This is a genomic window from Pseudomonas brassicacearum (genome assembly GCF_918698105.1).
GTDB lineage: Bacteria > Pseudomonadota > Gammaproteobacteria > Pseudomonadales > Pseudomonadaceae > Aquipseudomonas > Aquipseudomonas brassicacearum_F.
The window spans coordinates 24,835-46,089 of sequence record NZ_CAKKMI010000021.1; the positions used below are offsets into that span (position 1 = coordinate 24,835).

Annotated in this window: 16 protein-coding genes and 2 pseudogenes; 8 read left to right on the forward strand and 10 right to left on the reverse strand. The window is 62.5% G+C overall.

All coding sequences use genetic code 11. The annotated features are described in order from the left end of the window. Window positions 1-35: 35 nt before the first annotated feature. The 8 genes from LQ215_RS10760 to LQ215_RS10795 all read right to left on the reverse strand — a co-directional run bounded on the left by LQ215_RS10760 (window position 36) and on the right by LQ215_RS10795 (window position 13,222). On the reverse strand, window positions 36-3,488 hold the full coding sequence (locus tag LQ215_RS10760; RefSeq protein WP_230149577.1) for a GMC oxidoreductase: 3,453 nt from the start codon (window positions 3,486-3,488) through the stop codon (window positions 36-38). A 1,108-nt stretch (window positions 3,489-4,596) separates the two neighbouring features. Further along, window positions 4,597-5,163 carry a GNAT family N-acetyltransferase gene (locus LQ215_RS10765; RefSeq protein ID WP_230149579.1) on the reverse strand — a complete coding sequence of 189 codons (567 nt, stop codon included), beginning with the start codon at window positions 5,161-5,163 and terminating at the stop codon, window positions 4,597-4,599. 278 nt (window positions 5,164-5,441) lie between these two features. Further along, a complete protein-coding gene (gene etfB / locus LQ215_RS10770) occupies window positions 5,442-6,212 on the reverse strand; it encodes an electron transfer flavoprotein subunit beta (RefSeq protein WP_230149581.1) in 771 nt (256 codons plus the stop codon). Window positions 6,213-6,225: 13 nt separating this feature from the next. Next, the gene (gene etfA / locus LQ215_RS10775) at window positions 6,226-7,446 is read right to left on the reverse strand and encodes an electron transfer flavoprotein subunit alpha (RefSeq protein ID WP_230149583.1); all 1,221 of its coding nucleotides are present in this window, start codon (window positions 7,444-7,446) and stop codon (window positions 6,226-6,228) included. Then, the gene (gene dgcB / locus LQ215_RS10780) at window positions 7,446-9,395 is read right to left on the reverse strand and encodes a dimethylglycine demethylation protein DgcB (protein WP_230149585.1); all 1,950 of its coding nucleotides are present in this window, start codon (window positions 9,393-9,395) and stop codon (window positions 7,446-7,448) included. Before dgcB ends, etfA begins: the two co-directional genes overlap by 1 nt. Before the next feature lie 163 nt (window positions 9,396-9,558). Continuing rightward, window positions 9,559-11,619, reverse strand: coding sequence for a dimethylglycine demethylation protein DgcA (dgcA, locus tag LQ215_RS10785; protein WP_215006280.1), 2,061 nt, complete (start codon window positions 11,617-11,619; stop codon window positions 9,559-9,561). 15 nt (window positions 11,620-11,634) lie between these two features. Continuing rightward, window positions 11,635-12,165, reverse strand: a complete 531-nt coding sequence (locus LQ215_RS10790) for a 4-vinyl reductase (protein ID WP_003177589.1) — start codon at window positions 12,163-12,165, stop codon at window positions 11,635-11,637. A 79-nt stretch (window positions 12,166-12,244) separates the two neighbouring features. Beyond that, window positions 12,245-13,222: a dipeptidase gene (locus LQ215_RS10795; protein WP_030139307.1), complete on the reverse strand. Its 978-nt coding sequence runs from the start codon at window positions 13,220-13,222 to the stop codon at window positions 12,245-12,247. A 235-nt stretch (window positions 13,223-13,457) separates the two neighbouring features. Here LQ215_RS10795 and LQ215_RS10800 point away from each other — a divergent pair, with 235 nt between their 5' ends. The 4 genes and pseudogenes from LQ215_RS10800 to LQ215_RS10815 all read left to right on the forward strand — a co-directional run bounded on the left by LQ215_RS10800 (window position 13,458) and on the right by LQ215_RS10815 (window position 15,502). Then, a complete protein-coding gene (locus LQ215_RS10800) occupies window positions 13,458-13,859 on the forward strand; it encodes a lysozyme inhibitor LprI family protein (RefSeq protein WP_230149593.1) in 402 nt (133 codons plus the stop codon). 16 nt (window positions 13,860-13,875) lie between these two features. Beyond that, window positions 13,876-14,097, forward strand: a pseudogene (locus LQ215_RS10805) (helix-turn-helix domain-containing protein); the annotation flags it as partial. Between the two features lie 162 nt (window positions 14,098-14,259). After that, the gene (locus LQ215_RS10810; RefSeq protein WP_230149595.1) at window positions 14,260-15,036 is read left to right on the forward strand and encodes a DUF4239 domain-containing protein; all 777 of its coding nucleotides are present in this window, start codon (window positions 14,260-14,262) and stop codon (window positions 15,034-15,036) included. Window positions 15,037-15,085: 49 nt separating this feature from the next. After that, on the forward strand, window positions 15,086-15,502 hold the full coding sequence (locus LQ215_RS10815) for a DUF3010 family protein (protein WP_230149597.1): 417 nt from the start codon (window positions 15,086-15,088) through the stop codon (window positions 15,500-15,502). A gap of 172 nt (window positions 15,503-15,674) precedes the next feature. On the opposite strand, the pseudogene LQ215_RS10820 reads toward LQ215_RS10815, so the two are convergent. Then, a pseudogene (locus LQ215_RS10820) lies at window positions 15,675-16,226 on the reverse strand (hypothetical protein); the annotation flags it as partial. A 50-nt stretch (window positions 16,227-16,276) separates the two neighbouring features. Then, window positions 16,277-17,236, reverse strand: a complete 960-nt coding sequence (locus LQ215_RS10825) for a GlxA family transcriptional regulator (RefSeq protein WP_230149598.1) — start codon at window positions 17,234-17,236, stop codon at window positions 16,277-16,279. 186 nt (window positions 17,237-17,422) lie between these two features. Here LQ215_RS10825 and choX point away from each other — a divergent pair, with 186 nt between their 5' ends. The 4 genes from choX to LQ215_RS10845 all read left to right on the forward strand — a co-directional run bounded on the left by choX (window position 17,423) and on the right by LQ215_RS10845 (window position 21,245). Further along, window positions 17,423-18,367, forward strand: coding sequence for a choline ABC transporter substrate-binding protein (choX, locus tag LQ215_RS10830; protein WP_230149600.1), 945 nt, complete (start codon window positions 17,423-17,425; stop codon window positions 18,365-18,367). Window positions 18,368-18,594: 227 nt separating this feature from the next. Beyond that, window positions 18,595-19,482, forward strand: a complete 888-nt coding sequence (locus LQ215_RS10835) for a 3-keto-5-aminohexanoate cleavage protein (protein ID WP_046063290.1) — start codon at window positions 18,595-18,597, stop codon at window positions 19,480-19,482. Between the two features lie 142 nt (window positions 19,483-19,624). Then, a complete protein-coding gene (locus LQ215_RS10840) occupies window positions 19,625-20,590 on the forward strand; it encodes an L-carnitine dehydrogenase (protein WP_230149602.1) in 966 nt (321 codons plus the stop codon). A gap of 178 nt (window positions 20,591-20,768) precedes the next feature. Then, window positions 20,769-21,245, forward strand: a complete 477-nt coding sequence (locus LQ215_RS10845) for a thioesterase family protein (protein WP_230149603.1) — start codon at window positions 20,769-20,771, stop codon at window positions 21,243-21,245. Window positions 21,246-21,255 lie beyond the last annotated feature (10 nt).

The following is a 21,255-nucleotide window of genomic DNA, read 5'->3' on the forward strand; positions in this document are numbered from 1 at the left end:
GGGAGCAAGCTCCCTCGCCACGGGACAGTCATACTTCAACCGAGCGCCGTCTTCTCCAGGTGCTCGAGGATGATCGGATACACATCCACCACCGCATCCTTGCCGAACATGCAGTCGATGTGGCCGTAGCCCGGCACTTCGTGACGGCTGAACAACTGCGGGCCGTGCATCTCGCACAGTCGCTCGTAGGTCTTGAGGGTGCTTTGCGGCAGGTAGCACTGGTTGTCGGCGCCGCTGATGAAGCAGATCGGCAATTTCAACCGATCGAAATGCGGCATGTAGACGTCGTTGCCCTTGAAGTCCACCAAGTGCCCCTTGCGCACGATCAGCGCCAGGTGCTCGAAGGTCTGGATGTTCGACTCGCCGAACAACTCATGCAGGTTGTCGTGCAGGGTTTCGTTGAGGGTGTCGTGGCGGTACAGCGAGGCATACATGAACGTAATGCGATGGCAGACCGGGTTGGTGCAATAGCCCTGGGCCTCGATCCGGGCATAGCCGTTGAGGGCCTTGTCGTAGAGTTTGTTGAACCAGCTTTCCTTGGTGTCGGCGTAGGCCGTCATGGATTTGATGCCGATGGCATCGAGCATCCCCGGCAAATGCAAACCGGCTTTCAGCCCGGTGGCGGTGGCGACCACGGTGTCGGCGGCGATCTGCGAGCAGACCACCGAACGCACGCCCTGCAAGCCCGCCAGCATCGACATGAAGAACGTCGTCGCACCGTAGCAATGCACCACGCACTGCACGTCACGGGCCAGGGTCGCTTGCTGGATTTGCTCGATGGCCGCCTTGAAATCGTACTGGGCCACCTGGTCGCCGTTCCATTCATTTTTGCTGGCCGGCAGCAGGATGCTCACCCGCAAATCCAATAGCCAGACGTCGTATTCGTGCTTGCAGAGGTATTCCAGCAGGTTGGTGTGGATGGTGTCGGTGGAGAAGATGTTCGAGCCCACGCCCAGGCCATGGACCAACATCACCGGGCCTTTGCTGCCGGCCTGGTAGCGGGTCAGGCGCAGCTCGACGTTGTCTTCGGTCTGGAAGAAATGCACCACCGGTGGTGGCGCATCCAACGGCCGTTTCAACCGGGGTGGCGCGTCCGGGTTGAAGTAGACATCGCCGGCGAAGACACCGCCGTAGCTCTCCCACAAGATGCCGGCAAAGAACTTGCCGAACCGCGCCAGCGCCTCCACGCGCTCCCGCTCATTGCGGGCGTTGAGCACTTTCATGGTGGTCATTTGCTTGGCGAAGTCGGCCGGCAGAATGTGCATCACTCCCGAGCCGATCACCGCGCCGGTCTTGTCCGGCCCGCGATAGAGCGTGATGTACAAGGTGCTGGTGTCGTGCCAGATGTTCAGCACACCGTTGTCCTCGGGCACGGTCTTGAAGGCGCTGAAGTAATAGTCGCTGCCGTCTTCGGCGGTCAGCTTCATGTCGTAGTTCATGTGCCGCACGCCAACCTGTTCCTGGTACTGCTCGAACAGGTTGAACACCCCATTGCTGGCGACCAGCGGCTGCGGCGAGAGCAACGGTGCATCGAGGGTGCCCACCAGGGTCGCAGCGTGTTCCGGCTCCTTGATCAGCCGGTTGAGGTCGTCGGCGGTGATGGTCAGGGTGAACTCGATCGGCGAGTTGTCGGCCTTGCCACGCTTGGCCGCCGCTTCGTAAAGCGTGAGGTCGGTGCCTTGGGGCTGGGTGAAGGCGGTGGAAAAGTAGCCCTTCATGGTTTCGGTGAACTGCACGCCGAGGGTCGGCGCCGCCACCGGTTTGCGCGGGGCCGAGGGCAGCGTGTAGTCGATGACCCAGCCCCGATCAGCCGCCAGCAGGCCCATGTTGCGCTCGCTCACCGCCGAGATGGTCAGCAGCGGGTTGACCGCCAGTGACGTGGGGATCACCGCACCGTCAGTCACGTACAGGCCCGGGTAGACATCGGTGCCGCTGGCGCCACTGAACACTTGGCCCTTGTGGTTAACCACGCCTTGCGTCGCGTCTTCACCCATCACGCAACCGCCCAGGGGATGAACCGAGACGATGCTGTGCTTGAGCAACTTGGTCCAGATCGGGTTCTCGACCCAGATCCCGCCCAGGGCCTTGGTGCTCTGGTGCAGCCGCTCGTTGCCGAGGGTGACGTTCTCCTGTTCGCCGACGCCGGGCCAGTCGATGCGCAATTGGTCCTTGTTGTCGAGCAGCATGCGGCCCTTGCCGTTGTCATGGCTCATGATCAAGTAGGTCTGCATGTTATGCAGCGCGCCGTAATACGGACCGCGCAGGAAGCTCTCGGCTTCGCGCTCCTTGTATTTGAGGCTGGCACCGAAGCCGGTGTCGGTGGGCACGCCGATCATTTCGGCAAACGCCGCCATGCTCGGCACCATGGCCCGGCCAAGGGCGCCGGGAATCGAACCCTCCTCGATGACCATGCGACTGCGCCAGTCACCCTCGGTGCGCATGTCGATGACCGAGGTGATGCATGGCCCCACCGGTTCCAGTTCCTTGGCCGAATGGGCACCGAAGCCGATTCCGTTGATGACCTGGTCGCAGTTGTGGCCGAAGCCGAGGATGTCGCCGTTGCCGCTCATGTTCTCGCCCAACTGGCTGGACATCGACAAGCCCTTGTCCCGCGAGCGCAACATGATTTCGGTGGAGCCCAGGGTGCCGGCGGACACCACCACGATGTCGGCACGCACGAACAGGGTCGGCGCCGAGAACATCTCGCGACCACTGTCCAGGTATTGGAAGTGCACGATCCAGCCATCGCCGTCGCGCTCCAGGTGCCGCACCTCGGCCTGGCAGAAAATCTCCGCGCCGTGGTTCCAGGCATCGGGCAGGTAATTCATCAGCGTGGTGTTCTTGGCCTTGTTGTTACAGCCCGAGACGCAATCGCCACAGCCGTTGCACGGCAGCTGTTCGACGCCGACGTGGTTGAGGTTGTTGGGCAGCTTGTCGAAGGTCACGTTGATCGGCGGCGTGTAGAAATGCGCGCCTTGCTTGAGGTAATCGGCGGACTTCTTGTGGGCATCCAGCTTGGGCAGGTTCGGCTCCGACGCCGGATAGGCGTTGGGCTTGAGCATCTCCCGGGCCCGGGCGTAGCCGTCCTTGAGCAGCGTGTCCTGGTGCTCACGGACCGCCTGGGGCCAGCGCGGGTCCTCGAACACGCCAGGCTCCGGCTCCAGTGCAACGTTGGCATTGATCAGCGACGTGCCGCCCAGGCCACAACCGACTACCACGTTCTGCTGGGCGTTGACGTGCAGGTCGAACAGCCCGGTACGCGAACCGATGTGGCCGTCCGGGTCGTGGACTTGCAGTTCCTCGGTGGCCGCCAGCAGGGTATTGGGGTATTCGCCGGGCTGGATTTCCCGGCCCCTCTCCAGCAGGCACACCTTGCGCCCGGCCCGGGACAGGCGCGAGGCCGCAATGCCGCCACCGTAGCCGGAACCGATGACGATCACGTCGTAGTGTTCCTGGATGTCACTGATGGGGGTCGAAATCCGTGTCATGTTCAAGTCCTCTCAGGCAGAAGGGGGCAACTCTGCGGTTGCCTGCAAATCGACAGGCGCACAAACGCCTGGCCACCGTCCCGTGAGGGTCCAGCGGCAGTCAGCGGTGCTACAGGGGAAAAAACCGGGCGCTATAGACGCGCACGCTGATTGGCGGCGCGACGGTGGATGCGTTTGTGCAACGAGGTGGGCGATGCCGGGACGCAGGTCAGTGGGGGAAGCGGGTGCGAGCGGGTGGGCTTGCTATCCATCATGTGTTCTCCCTGAACCTGATATGGATAAAGTGCGATGTCCTTGTGCCATGGAGTGAAGACAGCCGACCGACTTGCGTCAAGGCGGTTCCTTAGAACTGTATGAAATTTGATCTATAGCGACTTGCGCTATGCCGGCCGTGGCTTGCAGCGTTTGGCGAACAAGTTATCCACATGACCACCCACAGCAACTGGGGACAAGTGCGGGCAGGTCGGGTAATTTTTTACGGGCAAAGAGAATAAAAACCGTGACTTAGGAACAATGACGGTTTTACCGGCTTATCGCTCGTTTTTTGACCAATCCTCTGTAAGCCCCGTAATGCGGGGGCTGTGGCGGTGAGCAAACACCTTATCCACAGAAGCGCCAACAGTGTTTGGGGGTAATTTTGACGATTCTGTGGAAAACCCCATGAACGCCTTGTAAACCGAGGTTTTTCGGAGGTTTTCCTGTTAAAAAACGCCAATTGATCAAATTTCGATCAATCCACTGAACGCCCCGCCCCGTATGGCTTGCAGCGTTAAGCGAACATCTTATCCACAGAAGCGCCAACAGAGATTGGGGGCAAGTTTCGGCTGGAAGGGGTCGTTATTCACAAACAAAAGCCAATGAAAACCGTGGGTTAGGTTGGCTGTTTTTTGAGCGCAGGCCTGGAGCGCCTGGTTTGCAAGGGGTGCAGCGAGGGGTGAACAGGTTATCCACAGAGGCGCGCACAGGGATTGTGGGTAAACACATCAATCCTGTGGGAGCGAGCTTGCTCGCGATGGCGGCGGATCAGCTTGCATTGATGTTGAATGCCAGACCGTAATCGCGAGCAAGCTCGCTCCCACAGGGCTTTCTGGTGAAGCCGCCATGACGGTCAAGGCCGATACATCAAATACGCCTCCCCCGTTACCCGAATCAGTGGATGCGGGACGACCTGGCAGGTCTTGACGATGCCAAAGCCATGGCGCTCATAAAAACGCCGGGCACCGGTATTCGCGGCGTAGTCGATCAGGCTCAGGCCTTTGAGCGCCAGTTGGTCGGCACGCTGTTGCGCCAGCTCGAGAAAGCGCACGCCGAGCCCCTTGTTACGCCAGCCTTCATGCAAGGCCAGGCTAGAGATATAGAGGGTGTCAGGCACTTCCATGTCGGCGTAGGGGGCCAGGACCGGATCGGTCACCGGCGCCGCCAGCGGATCCTCGCGCGTCACATAACAGTGCATCATGCCGATGACCTCGCCATCGGCCTGGGCGACAAGACAGTTCTGATAGGAAAAATCGACATTCTCCCGGGCATAACGAGCGGCCCCCACTTCCAGGAGGTCCTGCCCCGGCTCCGCCAATTGGCTCCAGATGTAATCCGACGCGCCCTCTGAGGAAATCCGAAACAGACGGGCGATCTCACGTGCATCCGTGGGCAAGGCCGGGCGAAATTCAACGTCCATTGATGGGCTCCATTTGGCTGACAGCGGTCGTTTTTTAAGCGCAGGTCTGGACGACCCGGTTGGCGCCGTGTGCGACGAGTGTCGAACAGGTTATCCACAGAGAGGCCCACAGGGATTGTGGGTAACACGCATCCTCTCCTCTGTGGGAGCTAACCTGTGGGAGCAAAGCTTGCTCGCGATCCAGGCGCCTCGGTACCTAAGAGACCGAGGCGTTTTCATCGCGAGCAAGCTTTGCTCCCACAGGCTCGCTCCCAAGGGGTCACGCGGTGAGTCTGGGTCTAGCGAACCACCCCTTCCTCCACCAACAGCTTGAGAATCGCCTCGGCCCCCGCCTCCGGACTCACGCCCTTGAGCACTTGCCCGCCTCCGCCGCTGGCCTTGGCCGTGGCGGCTTTCATGCGGTCGGCGCCGCTCTTGGCCTTGATCACTTTCAAGCGTTTGGGCCGTGGCTTGGCCGGTTGCAGGGTCGCCACCGCCAGCAGGGTGTCGTCTATCACCTCGACGTCCTCGGCATGCAATGCCCCACGCCGGGCCGGGCCGTAGGCGCTTTGCCGAGGTTTTGGCGCAGCGTTATCCACAGTGGCCAGGAACGGCAGGCGCACTTTGAGACGGCGCCGTTGGCCGCGGGGCAAGGCTTGCAGCACCAGGGCCACGCCGCCGTCGATGGATTCGACCTGGGCCAGCCCCACCACCAGCGGCCAACCGAGATTCTCGGCCAGCAGGAACGGCAGCATGCCCGAGCCTTCACCGGTTTCCGCCTGGCTGCCGGTGAGCACCACCTGGGCGCCGGCATCACGCAGGTAATCGGTCAAGGCCGGCAGAGCGTCGGCGCCGACGGGGTTTTCCAGCACGTGCAATTCATCCAAGCCCATGCCCAGGTAGGCGCGCAGGGCCGGTTCGGCCACGTCGCCGGCGTGCAACACTTGCAGGTCGCTGCCAGCCAGTTGCAGGCCCAGCTCCACGGCCCGGGCGTCCTGCTCGGCGCGCCGGGGTCGCCCGGAAGTCGGGTGGGCGCCGATGGACACGAGGCTGATCACTTGGGTACTCATCAACTTATCCTTCTTAAGCCGCATCGCGCTTGGCTTCGTTGCGGTAAGCCTCTACCGCCGCGATCAAGGCCTGGAGAATCGCCGCGCTGTCACCGATCACCGACAGGTCTGCCCGTTTGATCATGTCGCAACCCGGATCGAGGTTGATCGCCACCACCTTGTCGCAGGCGCCAATGCCCTGCAGGTGCTGGATCGCTCCGGAAATCCCCACGGCCACGTAGACCCGCGCCGTGACCCAGGTGCCGGACGCACCGACCTGGCGATCGCGGGCCATAAAGCCGTCGTCCACCGCCACCCGCGAAGCGCCTTCGGTGGCGCCCAGGGCCGCAGCGGTCTGGTGGAACAGCGCCCAGTCCTTGACCCCGTTGCCGCCGGAGAAAATGAATTCGGCCTCGGCCATCGGGATCGCGCCCGGGTCCACCGCCACCGCGCCGAGGTCTTCGATACGCGACAAGCTGCGGGCCACGCTTGTGGATAACTCCACCGGCAAGGCTTCGTGACGGGTTTCGCTGACCGGCTCGGCGCATTCGGCCGCGGCCAGGATCAAGCGCGCCAACGGCCGGGCCAAGTCTTGCAGGCCCGCACCGGCGCGGCCGATGCAGTCCTCGCCCTTGACCTGCCAGACCCGCGTGGCCGGGCGTTCGCCCAAGACTGCGGCAAAGCGCCGGCCCAGTTCGCCGCCACCGGTGCGGCTGTCAGGCAGCAGCCAATGGCGTGGGTTGAATTGGTTATCCACAGCCCGCAGGCCTTGCACCCGTTGCTCCGGTGCATAACCGCTGAACTCCTCACCTTCCAATACCAGCAAGCGGTCGACACCGGCCGTGGCGAAGGCGTTTTCCTTATGCTCGCCGAAGACCACCGCCAACACCGCGCCATCGGCACCGGCGAGTTGATGGGCCAGGCCCAATAGATCGCGGTCGTGGCTGCTCAAGCGGCCACCGACCATGTCCGGCACCACACTGATGTAGAACGCCGGTTGCGGCACCTGATGCAGCGGCAGTTGCACTTCAGCGGCGGCGGTACGCTTGCTCGCGCCACCCTGCTGGGCGCCGCTGCGGTCGATGCGCTTGATGCCGTTGGGGCCGATGAAACCGACGCCATGGACATTCTTGCGGATGATGCCGTTGGGCCCCATCCAGCTGTGCTGCACCGGTTGCATGGCCGCGTGCAGCGGATGCAGGCGGTTGCGGGCGATCCACTCGGCGCGAGGGTCGCGGCGGATGATGTCGCTCATTAATGCACCTCCGCGGGTTCACGTTTGACCGGGGCCGCCGGCTTGCTCGGGGCCGCGTCTTCCAGCAGCGCGTCGGCCACCAGTTCGGCAATGTCCTTGATCATCGGTCGCGGTTCGACCACGCCTTCGAGCATCGCGGTGCACTGTGGGCAACCCACGGCCACCAGTTCGGCGCCGGTTTCACGGATGTCATCCATGCGCATGTCGGGAATCCGCTGCTTGCCCGGGATGTCGGTGATCGGCGCACCGCCGCCACCGCCGCAGCAACGGGAACGGAACCCGGAGCGCTGCATTTCCTTGACCTCGATACCCAGCGCACGCAGCACCTGGCGCGGCGCCTCGTATTCGCCGTTGTAGCGGCCCAGGTAGCACGGGTCGTGATAAGTCACGCTGTCGCCCTTGTGCTGGCCGAGGTTCAGCGCACCGGCGTCGATGATTTCCGCCATGTAGGTGCTGTGGTGCTGCACCAGGTAGTTGCCATCGAAGGCGCCGTATTCGTTTTTCAGCACATGGAAACTGTGGGGGTCACAGGTGACGATGCGGTTGAAGTTGTATTTGGCCAGGGTCTGGATGTTGCGCTTGGCCAACAGCTGGAACGTCGCTTCATCACCCAGGCGCCGGGCCACGTCGCCGCTGTCGCGTTCTTCGAGGCCGAGCACGGCGAAGTCGACTTTCGCCGCCTTCAGCACTTTGACGAAGGCGCGCAAGGTGCGCTGGTTGCGCATGTCGAAAGCACCGTCGCCAACCCAGAACAGCACGTCGGCGGATTTCTTCTCGCTGAGCAGATTGAGGTTCAAGTCCGCCGCCCAGTTCATCCGCCCACCCGGGGCGAAGCCGCCAGGGTTGTCGGTGGCGATGAGGTTTTCCAGTACTTCGGCGCCCTTGTTCGGCGTGGCACCTTTTTCCAGGGTCAGGTGGCGGCGCATGTCGACGATGGCGTCGACGTGCTCGATCATCATCGGGCATTCCTCGACGCACGCCCGGCAGGTGGTACACGACCACAGGGTCTCGGCGTCCACCAGGCCATTGACGATCGGCTGATGTGGGTTGCCGCTGTGCTCGCCCACCGGTTTACCTGGATAGGGGCTGCCGGCGAATTTCGCATCGGTGCCGCCGGCCAGGCCGACGACCATGTCCTGGATGAGTTTTTTCGGGTTCAACGGCTGGCCGGCAGCGAACGCCGGGCAGGCAGCCTCACACTTGCCGCACTGCACACAGGCGTCGAAGCCCAGCAGTTGGTTCCAGGTGAAGTCCTTGGGTTTTTCCACACCCAGCGGTGCGGTCGGATCATTCAGGTCCAGCGGCTTGAGACCGGTGGAACGACCGCCACCAAAGCGCTCGGCACGGCGGTGCCAGGCCAGGTGCAAGGCACCGGCGAAGGCGTGTTTCATCGGCCCGCCCCAGGTCATGCCGAAAAACAATTCCGACACGCCCCACAACACACCGAGCCCCAGGACAGCCGCCACCAGCCAACCGCCGAAGTTCTCCGGCAGGATGCCCGCCACCGGCAGGGTCACCAGGAAGAACGACGCCGAGAAGGCCAGCAGGCTTTTCGGCAGGCGCATCCACGGGCCCTTGGACAAACGGGCTGGCGGATTGCGCCGACGCAGGTACATGAAGATCGCGCCGACGAACATCACGGCCGACATCAGCAGCAAGGCATAGCCGAGGATGCGGTTGTGCAGGCCAAAACCGTGCACCAGGATCGCCAACACAATCGATGCCACCGCACCACCGGCCGTGGCGACGTGGGTATTGGCGATGTATTTGTCCCGCGCCACCACATGGTGCAAATCCACCATGTAGCGCTTGGGCATGGCAAAGAGACCGCCGATCAGGTCGACCTTGGCCGGTCGCCCGCGGCGCCACATGTTCACCCGCCGCAAGGCACCAAGGACCGCGAGGCCCAGGGCAGCAAACAGCAGGATGGGAAGAAGGGTGTTCAACATAGGTGTTGCTCCCAAAGACCTCAGGGTCTTGCAGGTCGAGATGCCTTACCCGGTTCCTGTGGGAGCGAGCTTGCTCGCGATTGCATTCTGTCAGTCCTATTTGAATTGACTGACCCACCGCTTTCGCGAGCAAGCTCGCTCCCACAGGATCATGTGCAAGCCGTTAGAAATCCTTGCACAACCGCAGGGCGTCGTAGATGGCCGCGTGGGTATTACGCTGGGCCACGCAGTCGCCGATGCGGAACAGCAGGTAGCCATCGCCACTCTGCTCCAGGCACGGTTGGGGCTTGATCGCGAACAGGGCTTCGACGTCGATCTGGCCCTTGTTGCGCGAACCTTCCTTGAGCGCGTAGTAGATTTCCTCGTCCGGCCGCACGCCGTTTTCCACCACCACCTGGTCCACCACGCGCTCTTCCTTGGCACCGGTGTATTCGTTCTCCAGCACCGCCACCAGCTTGTCGCCTTCGCGGTAGACCTTCTCTAGCATCATGTCCCCGGTCATGATCACTTCCTTGGGGTACATGCTGCGGTAGTAGGTGGGGAACGACGTCCCGCCAATCGCCACGCCCGGCTTGATGTCGTCGGTGACGATCTCGACCTGGCTGCCCTTGTCGGCGAGGAAGTCGGCCACCGACATGCCGGTGAACTCGCAAATGGTGTCGTAGACCAGCACGTTCTTGCCCGGTGCAACCTTGCCGTCGAGCACGTCCCAGCTGCTGACCACCAGCCCTTCGGCGGCGCCCCAGTGCTCGTTCTGCTCCAGGTACGGATGGCCGCCGACGGCCAGCACCACCACGTCCGGACGCAAGTCCATGATGGTCGCCGCGTCAGCCGCCACGCCCAGGCGCAGGTCGACTTTCAGCCGCGCCAGCTCCAGTTGGAACCAGCGGGTGATACCGGCGATCTGGTCCCGTTGCGGGGCTTTCGAGGCCGTGGTGATCTGCCCGCCGATGAATTCCTTCTTCTCGAACAGGGTCACGTCGTGGCCACGTTCGGCGGCCACACGCGCCGCTTCCATCCCGGCCGGGCCGGCACCGACCACAACGACTTTGCGCTTGGGCCCGGTGGATTTCTCGATGATGTGCGGCACGCCCATGTATTCACGGGACGTCGCGGCGTTCTGGATGCACAGCACGTCCAGGCCCTGGTACTGGCGGTCGATGCAGTAGTTGGCGCCGACGCACTGCTTGATCTGGTCGATCTGGCCCATCTTGATCTTGGCGATCAGGTGCGGGTCGGCGATGTGGGCGCGGGTCATGCCGACCATGTCGACGTAACCGCCCTCCAGGATCCGCGTGGCCTGGTTCGGGTCCTTGATGTTCTGCGCGTGCAGCACCGGAACCTTGACCACTTCCTTGATACCGGCGGCCAGGTGCAGGAATGGCTCCGGTGGATAACTCATGTTCGGGATCACGTTGGCCAGGGTGTTGTGGGTGTCGCAACCCGAGCCCACCACGCCGATGAAATCGAGCATGCCGGTGTCATCGTAGTACTTGGCGATCTGCTTCATGTCCTCGTGGGACAAGCCGTCCGGGTGGAACTCGTCGCCGCACAGGCGCATGCCCACGCAGAAATCGTCGCCCACTTCGGCGCGCACGGCCTTCAACACTTCCAGGCCGAACTTCATGCGGCCTTCGAAGCTGCCGCCCCATTCGTCGGTCCGCTTGTTGACCCGCGGGCTCCAGAACTGGTCGATCATGTGCTGGTGCACGGCGGACAGCTCGACGCCGTCCAGGCCACCGGCCTTGGCACGTCGTGCGGCCTGGGCGTAGTTGCCGATTACCCGCCAGATCTCTTCCGGCTCGATGGTCTTGCAGGTGGCGCGGTGCACCGGCTCACGCACACCGGACGGCGACATCAGGGTCGGCCAGTTAAAGCCATCCCAACGCGAGCGACGGCCCATGTGGGTAATCTGGATCATGATCTTGGCGCCATGCTTGTGCATGGCGTCGGCCAGGTTCTGGAAGTGCGGGATGATGCGGTCGGTGGACAGGTTCACCGAACTCCACCATTCCTGCGGGCTGTCGATGGCGACCACCGACGAGCCACCGCAGATCGCCAGGCCGATGCCGCCCTTGGCCTTCTCTTCGTAATACTTCACGTACCGATCGGTGGTCATGCCGCCGTCGGTGGCGTAGACCTCGGCGTGGGCGGTGCTGAGCACGCGGTTGCGGATGGTCAGCTTGCCGATCTGGATCGGCTGGAACATTGCTTCAAAAGCCATGGTGCGATCCTCGACTTACAACGGCTTGACGATGAACAGGCCGTCGTCGTGGCCTTCTTCGGAACCGCCGTAGACCTGTTCGGCCACGGTGCGGATCTTGCTGCCACGAGCGGCGAGGATCTGGTCCATGGCGCCGGCGAACCAGCCGGTGAACATGTAGTCGACCTTGCGCCCGACCTTGCCGTACACATAGACGAACGCCGAGTGTTCGAGCTTGACGCTGGCAGTGCCCTTGTCCAGGTCGATGTCCTGGATCTTGAACAGGCCCCAGCCACGCTGCGACAGGCGCTTCATGTAGTGCTCGAACACCGCGACGCCTTCCAGGCCATGGCATTCGGCTTCTTTTTCACACCAGTGCCAGGCGGATTTGTAGCCGGCCTTGTAGAGAATCTCGGCGTAGGCGTCGGCGCCCAGCACTTCTTCGATGCCCATGTGGTTGTTGACGAAAAAGTGACGCGGCACGTACAGCATCGGCAGGGCGTCGGAGGTCCAGACACCGGTTTCGCTGTCGACTTCGATAGGCAGTTGCGGGGCGATCTTGGCCATGAAAACTTGACTCCGGAAATTCGTGATGTGCCTGCGGCGCGAGTGGCCGCAGGTAAAGGATTCAGTGATGCAGCGGGGGTTATTCGCCCCAGACGTCCTTGAGAACGTTCACCCAGTTCTCGCCCATGATCTTGCGCACCACCCGCTCAGGATGGCCGCGCTTGAGCAGCGTCTCGGTAAGGTTCGGGAACTCGCCCACGGTGCGGATGCCCAGGGGGTTGATGATCTTGCCGAAGCTGGTCAGACGACGGGCGTAGCCCTTGTCGTGGGTCAGCATTTCGAAGAAGTCCTGGCCGTGGCCCTGGGTGAAGTCGGTGCCGATGCCGATGGCGTCTTCACCGACGATGTTCATGGTGTATTCGATGGCTTCGGCGTAGTCGTCGATGGTCGAATCGATGCCCTTGGCCAGGAACGGCGCGAACATGGTCACGCCGACGAAACCGCCGTGGTCGGCAATGAACTTCAGTTCTTCATCGGACTTGTTGCGCGGGTGTTCTTTCAGGCCGGACGGCAGGCAGTGGGAGTAGCACACCGGCTTCTTCGATTCGAGGATGACCTCTTCGGAGGTCTTGGAACCGACGTGGGACAGGTCGCACATGATGCCGACGCGGTTCATCTCGGCGACGATTTCGCGACCGAAGCCCGACAGGCCGCCGTCGCGTTCGTAACAACCGGTGCCGACCAGGTTCTGGGTGTTGTAGCACATCTGCACCACACCCACGCCCAGCTGCTTGAAGATCTCGACGTAGCCGAGCTGGTCTTCAAAGGCATGGGCGTTCTGGAAGCCGAAGATGATGCCGGTCTTGCCCTGTTCCTTGGCGCGACGGATGTCGGCGGTGGTTTTCACCGGGATCACCAGGTCGCTGTTCTCGCGGATCAGCTTCTGGCTGGCGACGATGTTGTTGATGGTGGCCTGGAAACCTTCCCACACCGACACGGTGCAGTTGGCTGCGGTCAGGCCGCCCTTGCGCATGTCTTCGAACAGGTCGCGGTTCCACTTGGCAATGATCAGCCCGTCGATAACGATGCTGTCGGCGTGCAATTCGGCTGGGCTCATCAGGCAGTCCCCTTTTGTCAGCGATTCATGCGCCGAATCGTGTGCCGGCGCTTTGGGGCCAGCATATGCCTGAGGGCCGTCACGACCCGGTGCAAAAACGACAGGGGAATTGCCGAAAGCGTCAATCCACGACAATGGGCTACGACAGGCCCACCCTGCCCGTCTGTTCTTTAGCCGACGCTTGCGCCAGAATCCGCCGCATCACTGGTTTTCACTGGACTCGAGCGGCAACGCGATGAAATCACTCTTCCTGGCTTTGGCACTGATCAGCACCGTCGCACATGCGACCGAAGACACCGAACCCAACCCCTGCGACGAAGTTGAAAACGACGTCCAGACCCTGGCCTGCTCGGCCTACGGCAAAACCGCCGCCGAACAATTGCTGGGCGAAAACCTGCAAAGCCTCTTTGAGCGCCTGCAAACCCGCTACGCCAGCGACAAGGCCCAGCTCAACGACATCACCACCAAGGTCAAGGCTGCCCAACAACTGTGGCAAAAACAGCGCGACGCCGACTGCGCCATCGCCGCCTTCCCGGCCAAACCCGGCAGCGACGCCTACAAAATCGCCGAAAACGACTGCATGGCCCAGGTGAGCGATGATCGGTCGGAGTTTTTGGAGTCGATTGGGCAGGAGTAACTCCCGTATGAATAGCAACTTGATTCCCCATGAAGTCGTCAGCCGTATCGTTGACGGCACAACCACTGTCCGCGCCTGGCGCGAACACCTGAACCTGACTCAAGATGAAGTCGCCAGGCGCCTGGGTATTTCTCAACCGGCGTTCGCCCAGCAAGAGTCCGTCGCCAAGCCTCGCCGCGCCACCCGCGAAAAAATCGCAGCGGGCTTTGGTATCCAGGCTGATCAGTTGGAGCTCTGAGTCGCGACAGCCAAGAATCTGCTGCCTCGCCAGAACGACTTCCAAAGCATCGATCGATTGGTTGCGACAGGAATAACCCGCCAGCGCCGTCTACACTGGCTGCATACCCGTCCGAGCCGGGCTGTACAGACGAGTCACACACGACAATCAAGGGATTTTCGTATGCTCTCTCTTACCGCCTTGCCCGTTTATGGGTTAGTGATCTTCATCGCCATCGTGCTGGGCATCGAGGCCGGTCGTCGGGTCGGCAACCGTCACCTGACCCAGGACCCGGACGGCGCCCGCCAGGGCATCGGGGCCATCGAAGGCGCAGTATTTGGCCTGCTGGCGCTGCTGATTGCCTTTACCTTTTCCGGCGCGGCTTCGCGCCTGGATCAGCGCCGCGCACTGATCGTTGCCGAAACCAATGCCATGGGCACGGCCTGGCTGCGCCTGGACCTGCTGCCGGCCAGCGAGCAACCGGCCTTGCGCCAAGCCTTCAGGGATTATGTCGACGCCCGCATCGAGTACTACCGCGACCTGCGCGAAGATGAAATCGACGAAGCCGCCCATGACCGATCCAACGGTCTGCAACAAACCATCTGGAAACGCACCGTCGCCGCCCTGCAACAGATGCCCACCCCTACCTTGGGCACACCCGTGCTACAGGCGCAAAACGAAATGATCGACCTCACCATCACCCGCGCCGTGGCCCACGAAACCCACCCGCCTCTGACCATCTACCTGATGCTGGTCACCATGACCCTGATCAGCGCCCTGCTGATCGGCTATGGCATGGCCGGTAGCCGGCAACGTAACTGGCTACACAGCCTCGGCTACGCGGCGGTGATGGTTTGCGTGCTGTATGTGATCCTGGATTTCGAGTACCCGCGCTTTGGCGTGATCCGGGTCGATTATTTCGACAAGATCATGCTGGACCTGCGCGCGAGCATGAATTGACCAAGGCGGATAAACTGACGGCCCCGACCTCCCGAATCCAAGGCCAAGCATGATCATCTGCGGCATCGAAATCAAAGGCAGCGAAGCGATCATCGCCGTTGCCTCGCTGGATCAACAGGCGCTGAGCCACGTCGCGCTGAACACCAAGAAAATCGCCCTGGACGACGATGACGAGGCCGCCAATGTCAAGGCTTTCGCCGCTCAGGTGCGGGCGTTCGTGACGGAGAACGGCATCGAACGCATCGCCATCAAGAAGCGCAGCAAGAAAGGCGAGTTCGCCGGTGGGCCGACCACGTTCAAGATCGAAGGGGTTTTCCAGTTGCTGGACGGTTGTGAGGTCACGCTGCTGTCGCCGCAGACCATCAACGCGCAGAGCAAGAAACATGACTTCGCCCTGCCGGCGACGCTCAACAAGTATCAGCATGAAGCGTACAAGGCGGCGTGTTCGGCGCTGATGAAGAAATAGAGCTTTTCCAACCGGACACCGTACCTGTGGCGAGGGAGCTTGCTCCCGCTCGGCTGCGAAGCAGTCGTAAACCGGTTTGCAGGGTTCACCTGTTCCACCACGGTGTCTGGTTTTGGGGCGGCTGCGCCACCCAGCGGGAGCAAGCTCCCTCGCCACAGGATGTATTTCAAATTCAATGTTGCCGGCGATAGCCCTTCAACCAATCGGCAAACGCCTTGTCCTCCAGCGCATAACCACCCCGGTTGGACTTCCACACCAGTTCCTTTTCACGCAGCGCATCAATACAGGATTGGAGGGTCTGGGTACCGGGCACGACTTCGCTTCCCATGGTCCTCAGCGCCTTGCCCACCGCCTCCAGCGTTGAATCGGTGAAGGGCGCGAAGGGTTCGTTGTTTTGCGAGCGCTCGGCCATGACCTGCAGCACGGCGCGTTGCGACACCGTCAGGGCGTTCCAGGCGCTCTCGAACTCGGTCCAGACGCCGGCGCGCAGCATTTCAGCGTTGTTGCGCAGCAAGTCATCCAACTGGCTCGCCTCACCCAGCTCCAGGGCAATTTCGCCGATGACGCTGCGCAACATCTCGGGACGGCGCCCCACCAACTCAAAAGCCTGATCGAGATCATCGGCATTGAACTGGTTGGTCTGGGCCAGGTGCGCGTTCAAATGAGCGGTGTAGGCCTGGGTGAAGGCTTTGCCCAACAACGGAAACGGCGTGATGCTGGACCCGTGGTCGACGTAGACCGTGAGCCAACCTCGCGTCTCGCATTCGAAACCTGTCAAACCAGCTCCCGCCCATCCCCCTGCCGTCGCCGATCCTCCCGCGGGCAGCGCTCGAAGCGGGCCCGATAGCTGCGGGTGAAGTACGACGGTGACTCAAAACCGCAGGCGATGCTCACTTCCAACACGCTCATGTCGGTCTGGCGCAGCAGCTGCCGGGCCTTTTCCAGGCGCAGGCGCAGGTAGAAATTGCTCGGGGTGTCGTTCAGGTGCAAGCGGAACAGCCGTTCGAGCTGGCGGCGGGTGACGTTGATCGACTCGGCCAGCGCCAAGGTGCTCAGGGGCGGTTCGCTGTGGGTTTCCATCTCGCCGATGACGTGCACCAGCTTCTTGTTGCGAATGCCATAGCGGTTGGCGATTTCCATGCGCTGGTGGTCTTTGCGCGGGCGGATGCGGCCGAGCACGAACTGCTCGCTGACCTGGATCGCCAGTTCCGAACCGTGGGCCTGGCCGATCAGGTCCAGCATCAGGTCGATGGACGCGGTGCCGCCCGCACAAGTAATGCGGCGCCGGTCGATCTCGAACAGTTCCTGGGTCACGCTGAGTTGCGGATAAGACTCCTTGAACGCCTCGATCGCTTCCCAGTGCAAGGTCACGCGGTGCCCTTCCAATAACCCCGCCTCGGCCAGCACCACACTGCCGGTGTCGATGCCGCCCAAGGTCACGCCTTCGCTGTCCAACCGATGCAGCCAGCGCTCCAGCGCCGGGGTGGCGAATTTCAGCGGCTCGAACCCGGCCACCACCCAGAGGGTCGCGCCTTTCTTCAAGGGCTCCAGTGCGGCATCGGCGTTGACCGACATGCCATTGCTCGCCAGCACCGGCCCGCCATCGACACTCAGCACATGCCAGCGGTACAGCTCGCCACGAAACCGATTGGCGACCCGCAACGGCTCGATGGCCGAAATGAAACCGATGGCCGAAAAACCCGGCATCAACAAGAAGTAGAAATCCTGGGACATGGAGCGCACTCGGTTGGCGGGTAGCGTGCGGACCTTGATACGCCAGTTGCAACGCCCGTTCAAGAGTCGCTGCAGTGCAAGAGCACGTCGCCGCTGTGCGTTTTGCCAGACGCCGGGCTGCGTAACTTGGCATCACCGGTGCGCAGATGCCGGAACCCATAACAATAAGCTGCCGAGGAACCCGACATGAAACGACTGATCAGCTCTTGCGCTCTTGCACTTTGCGGCACCACTTTGCTCAATGGCGCCGCCATGGCCGCCGACCCCGCCGCGTGCCAGAACGTGCGCCTGGGCGTGGTCAACTGGACCGACGTCATCGCCACCAGCGCCCTGACCCAAGTGATGCTCGACGGCCTCGGCTACAAGACCAAGCAAACCAGCGCCTCCCAGCAAATCATCTTCGCCGGCATCCGTGACCAGCGCCTGGACCTGTTCCTGGGCTACTGGAACCCGTTGATGACCCAGACCATCACCCCGTTCGTCGAAGCCGAGCAGGTCAAGGTGCTGGAGCAGCCAAGCCTCAAGGACGCCCGCGCCACCCTGGCCGTGCCGACCTACTTGGCCGACAAGGGCCTGAAGACCTTCGCCGACATCGCCAAATTCGACAAAGAATTGGGCGGCAAGATCTACGGCATCGAACCCGGCTCCGGCGCCAATACCCAGATCAAGGCAATGATCGCCAAGAACCAGTTCGGCCTGGGCAAATTCCAACTGGTGGAGTCCAGCGAAGCCGGCATGCTCGCCGCCGTGGACCGTGCTGTGCGGCGCAAGGAAGCCGTGGTGTTCTTCGGCTGGGCGCCGCACCCAATGAACGTCAACGTGCAAATGACCTACCTCACCGGCAGCGACGACGCCCTCGGCCCGAACGAAGGCATGGCCACCGTATGGACCGTCACCGCGCCGGACTACGCCGAGCAATGCCCGAACGTCGGCCGCTTGCTGAGCAACCTGACCTTCACCGCCGAAGACGAGAGCCGGATGATGCAGCCGTTGCTCGATCACAAGGACCCGCTCGAATCGGCCCGGCAATGGCTCAAGGATCATCCGCAAGACAAGCAGCGTTGGCTCGAAGGCGTGACCACCTTCGACGGCAAGCCCGCCGCCGACAACCTGAAACTGACCAGTAACTGAACAACCGTTATCCATCTGCGCAGCACTTGTGGCCTGTACGGTTAATTCGAGCACTCAAATTCGAGTGTCAGGACTTGCCAGGCAAGGCGCCATGACGAGTCGTAGCCCGCTACGGCGAGGAATGGCAATGCAGTCTGGCAAGTTCTGGCGCCGAAGTTGAGTGCACGAATTAGCCACACAGGCCACTAGCTGCGCAGTGACTCACCACGCCTGAAGGAATCCGCACCATGAACCACGACGTCATCATCACCTGCGCACTCACCGGTGCTGGCGACACGACCGCCAAGAGCCCTCACGTACCGGTCACCCCGAAACAGATCGCCGCCGCCGCCATCGAGGCGGCCAAGGCCGGGGCCACGGTGGTCCACTGCCACGTCCGTGACCCGCAGACCGGCAAGTTCAGCCGCGACGTGGCGCTGTACCGCGAAGTGATGGAGCGCATTCGTGAAGCGGACGTGGACATCATCGTCAACCTCACCGCCGGCATGGGCGGCGACCTGGAGATCGGTGCAGGCGAACGGCCGATGGAGTTCGGTCCCAACACCGACCTGGTCGGTCCGCTGACTCGCCTGGCCCACGTCGAAGAGCTGTTGCCGGAAATCTGCACGCTGGATTGCGGCACCCTGAACTTCGGCGACGGCGACACCATTTACGTCTCCACCCCGGCGCAACTGCGGGCCGGCGCCAAGCGCATCACTGAACTGGGGGTCAAGGCCGAGCTGGAGATCTTCGACACCGGCCACCTGTGGTTCGCCAAGCAACTGATCAAGGAAGGCCTGCTGGACAACCCGCTGTTCCAACTCTGCCTGGGCATCCCGTGGGGCGCGCCGGCCGACACCACCACCATGAAAGCCATGGTCGACAACCTGCCGGCGGACGCGGTGTGGGCCGGTTTCGGCATCGGCCGCATGCAAATGCCGATGGCCGCCCAGGCGGTGCTGCTGGGCGGCAACGTGCGCGTCGGGCTGGAAGACAACCTCTGGCTGGACAAAGGCGTACTTGCTACCAACGGTCAGTTGGTGGAGCGGGCCGGCGAAATCCTCAGCCGTCTCGGGGCGCGGGTGCTCACGCCGGCTGAAGGCCGCAAGAAAATGGGCCTGACCCAGCGCGGCTAAACCGAACCTGCGCATAACCCTGTGGGAGCGAGCTTGCTCGCGATAGCGATATTTCTGCCTTCGAAGATGCGTCGGATGTACCGCCGCCATCGCGAGCAAGCTCGCTCCCACAAGCGATCTTCACTCTTTTCAGGACATCACCATGAGCTTTATCACCGACATCAAGACCTTCGCCGCCCTGGGCAGCGGTGTAATCGGCAGTGGCTGGGTCAGCCGGGCCCTGGCCCATGGCCTGGACGTTGTCGCCTGGGACCCGGCCCCGGGTGCCGAAGCGGCGCTGCGCAAGCGCGTCGCCAATGCCTGGGGCGCCCTGGAGAAACAAGGCCTGGCACCCGGCGCTTCGCAGGATCGGCTGCGCTTTGTCGCGACCATCGAAGAGTGTGTGCGCGACGCTGACTTCATCCAGGAAAGCGCCCCCGAGCGACTGGAATTGAAACTCCAGCTGCACGGCCAGATCAGCGCCGCCGCCAAGCCGAACGCGTTGATCGGTTCCAGTACCTCGGGGCTGCTGCCAAGCGAGTTCTATGAGGGTTCCATCCACCCGGAACGCTGCGTGGTCGGGCACCCATTCAACCCGGTTTACCTGTTGCCGCTGGTGGAAGTGGTCGGCGGCAAAAACACCGCGCCCGAGGCGGTGCAGGCAGCGATGCAGGTGTACGAATCCCTTGGCATGCGCCCGTTGCACGTGCGCAAGGAAGTCCCCGGCTTTATCGCCGACCGTTTGCTCGAAGCGCTGTGGCGCGAGGCCCTGCACTTGGTCAACGACGGCGTCGCCACCACCGGCGAAATCGACGATGCGATCCGCTTTGGCGCCGGCTTGCGCTGGTCGTTCATGGGCACGTTCCTGACCTACACCCTGGCCGGCGGCGATGCCGGGATGCGCCACTTCATGGCCCAGTTCGGCCCGGCGCTGCAACTGCCGTGGACCTACCTGCCGGCGCCAGAGCTGACCGAGAAGCTGATCGACGATGTGGTGGACGGCACGAGCGCGCAATTGGGCAGCCACAGCATTTCGGCCTTGGAGCGCTATCGTGATGACTGCCTGCTGGCGGTGCTGGAGGCGGTGAAGGCCACCAAGGCCAAGCATGGAATGACCTTCAACGAATAAACATCACCCCTGTGGCGAGGGAGCTTGCTCCCGCTCGGCCGCGAAGCGGTCGTAAAACCGGCGAATGCCATGTGCCTGATACACCGCATACAGCCGGTTTGGGACTGCTTCGCAGTCCAGCGGGAGCAAGCTCCCTCGCCACATTTGTGTACATCAGCGACGATCTGTGGAGTTCAGCATGCCCACCCTCACCACCTACCAAACCCGCATCCTCCCCGAATGGGTCGATTACAACGGCCACCTGCGCGATGCCTTCTACCTGCTGATCTTCAGCTACGCCACCGACGCGCTGATGGACCGGCTCGGCCTGGACAGCCAGAACCGCGAAGCCAGCGGCCACTCGTTGTTCACCCTCGAACTGCACCTCAACTACCTGCACGAAGTGAAGCTCGACGCCCAAGTCGAGGTGCACACGCACATCATCGGCCACGACGCCAAACGCCTGCACCTCTATCACAGCCTGCATCTGGTCGGCGGTGATAAAGAGCTGGCCGGCAATGAACAGATGCTGCTGCACGTCGACCTGGCCGGCCCGCGCTCGGCGCCTTTCACGGAGCAAACCCTGGGCCGGCTCGACGCTCTGCTCGAACAACAATCCGACCTGCCGCCGCCGACCTACATCGGCCGGGTTATCGCCCTGCCTCCCGCCCGATAAGCCTCGTACA

Bases quoted from the DNA above. Each gene is read 5' to 3' on its own strand.
- LQ215_RS10760 (WP_230149577.1), bottom strand. From the start codon at position 3,488: ATGACACGGATTTCGACCCCCATCAGTGACATCCAGGAACACTACGAC.
- LQ215_RS10765 (WP_230149579.1), bottom strand. From the start codon at position 5,163: ATGGACGTTGAATTTCGCCCGGCCTTGCCCACGGATGCACGTGAGATC.
- etfB (WP_230149581.1), bottom strand. From the start codon at position 6,212: ATGAGTACCCAAGTGATCAGCCTCGTGTCCATCGGCGCCCACCCGACT.
- etfA (WP_230149583.1), bottom strand. From the start codon at position 7,446: ATGAGCGACATCATCCGCCGCGACCCTCGCGCCGAGTGGATCGCCCGC.
- dgcB (WP_230149585.1), bottom strand. From the start codon at position 9,395: ATGTTGAACACCCTTCTTCCCATCCTGCTGTTTGCTGCCCTGGGCCTC.
- dgcA (WP_215006280.1), bottom strand. From the start codon at position 11,619: ATGGCTTTTGAAGCAATGTTCCAGCCGATCCAGATCGGCAAGCTGACC.
- LQ215_RS10790 (WP_003177589.1), bottom strand. From the start codon at position 12,165: ATGGCCAAGATCGCCCCGCAACTGCCTATCGAAGTCGACAGCGAAACC.
- LQ215_RS10795 (WP_030139307.1), bottom strand. From the start codon at position 13,222: ATGAGCCCAGCCGAATTGCACGCCGACAGCATCGTTATCGACGGGCTG.
- LQ215_RS10800 (WP_230149593.1), top strand. From the start codon at position 13,458: ATGAAATCACTCTTCCTGGCTTTGGCACTGATCAGCACCGTCGCACAT.
- LQ215_RS10810 (WP_230149595.1), top strand. From the start codon at position 14,260: ATGCTCTCTCTTACCGCCTTGCCCGTTTATGGGTTAGTGATCTTCATC.
- LQ215_RS10815 (WP_230149597.1), top strand. From the start codon at position 15,086: ATGATCATCTGCGGCATCGAAATCAAAGGCAGCGAAGCGATCATCGCC.
- LQ215_RS10825 (WP_230149598.1), bottom strand. From the start codon at position 17,236: ATGTCCCAGGATTTCTACTTCTTGTTGATGCCGGGTTTTTCGGCCATC.
- choX (WP_230149600.1), top strand. From the start codon at position 17,423: ATGAAACGACTGATCAGCTCTTGCGCTCTTGCACTTTGCGGCACCACT.
- LQ215_RS10835 (WP_046063290.1), top strand. From the start codon at position 18,595: ATGAACCACGACGTCATCATCACCTGCGCACTCACCGGTGCTGGCGAC.
- LQ215_RS10840 (WP_230149602.1), top strand. From the start codon at position 19,625: ATGAGCTTTATCACCGACATCAAGACCTTCGCCGCCCTGGGCAGCGGT.
- LQ215_RS10845 (WP_230149603.1), top strand. From the start codon at position 20,769: ATGCCCACCCTCACCACCTACCAAACCCGCATCCTCCCCGAATGGGTC.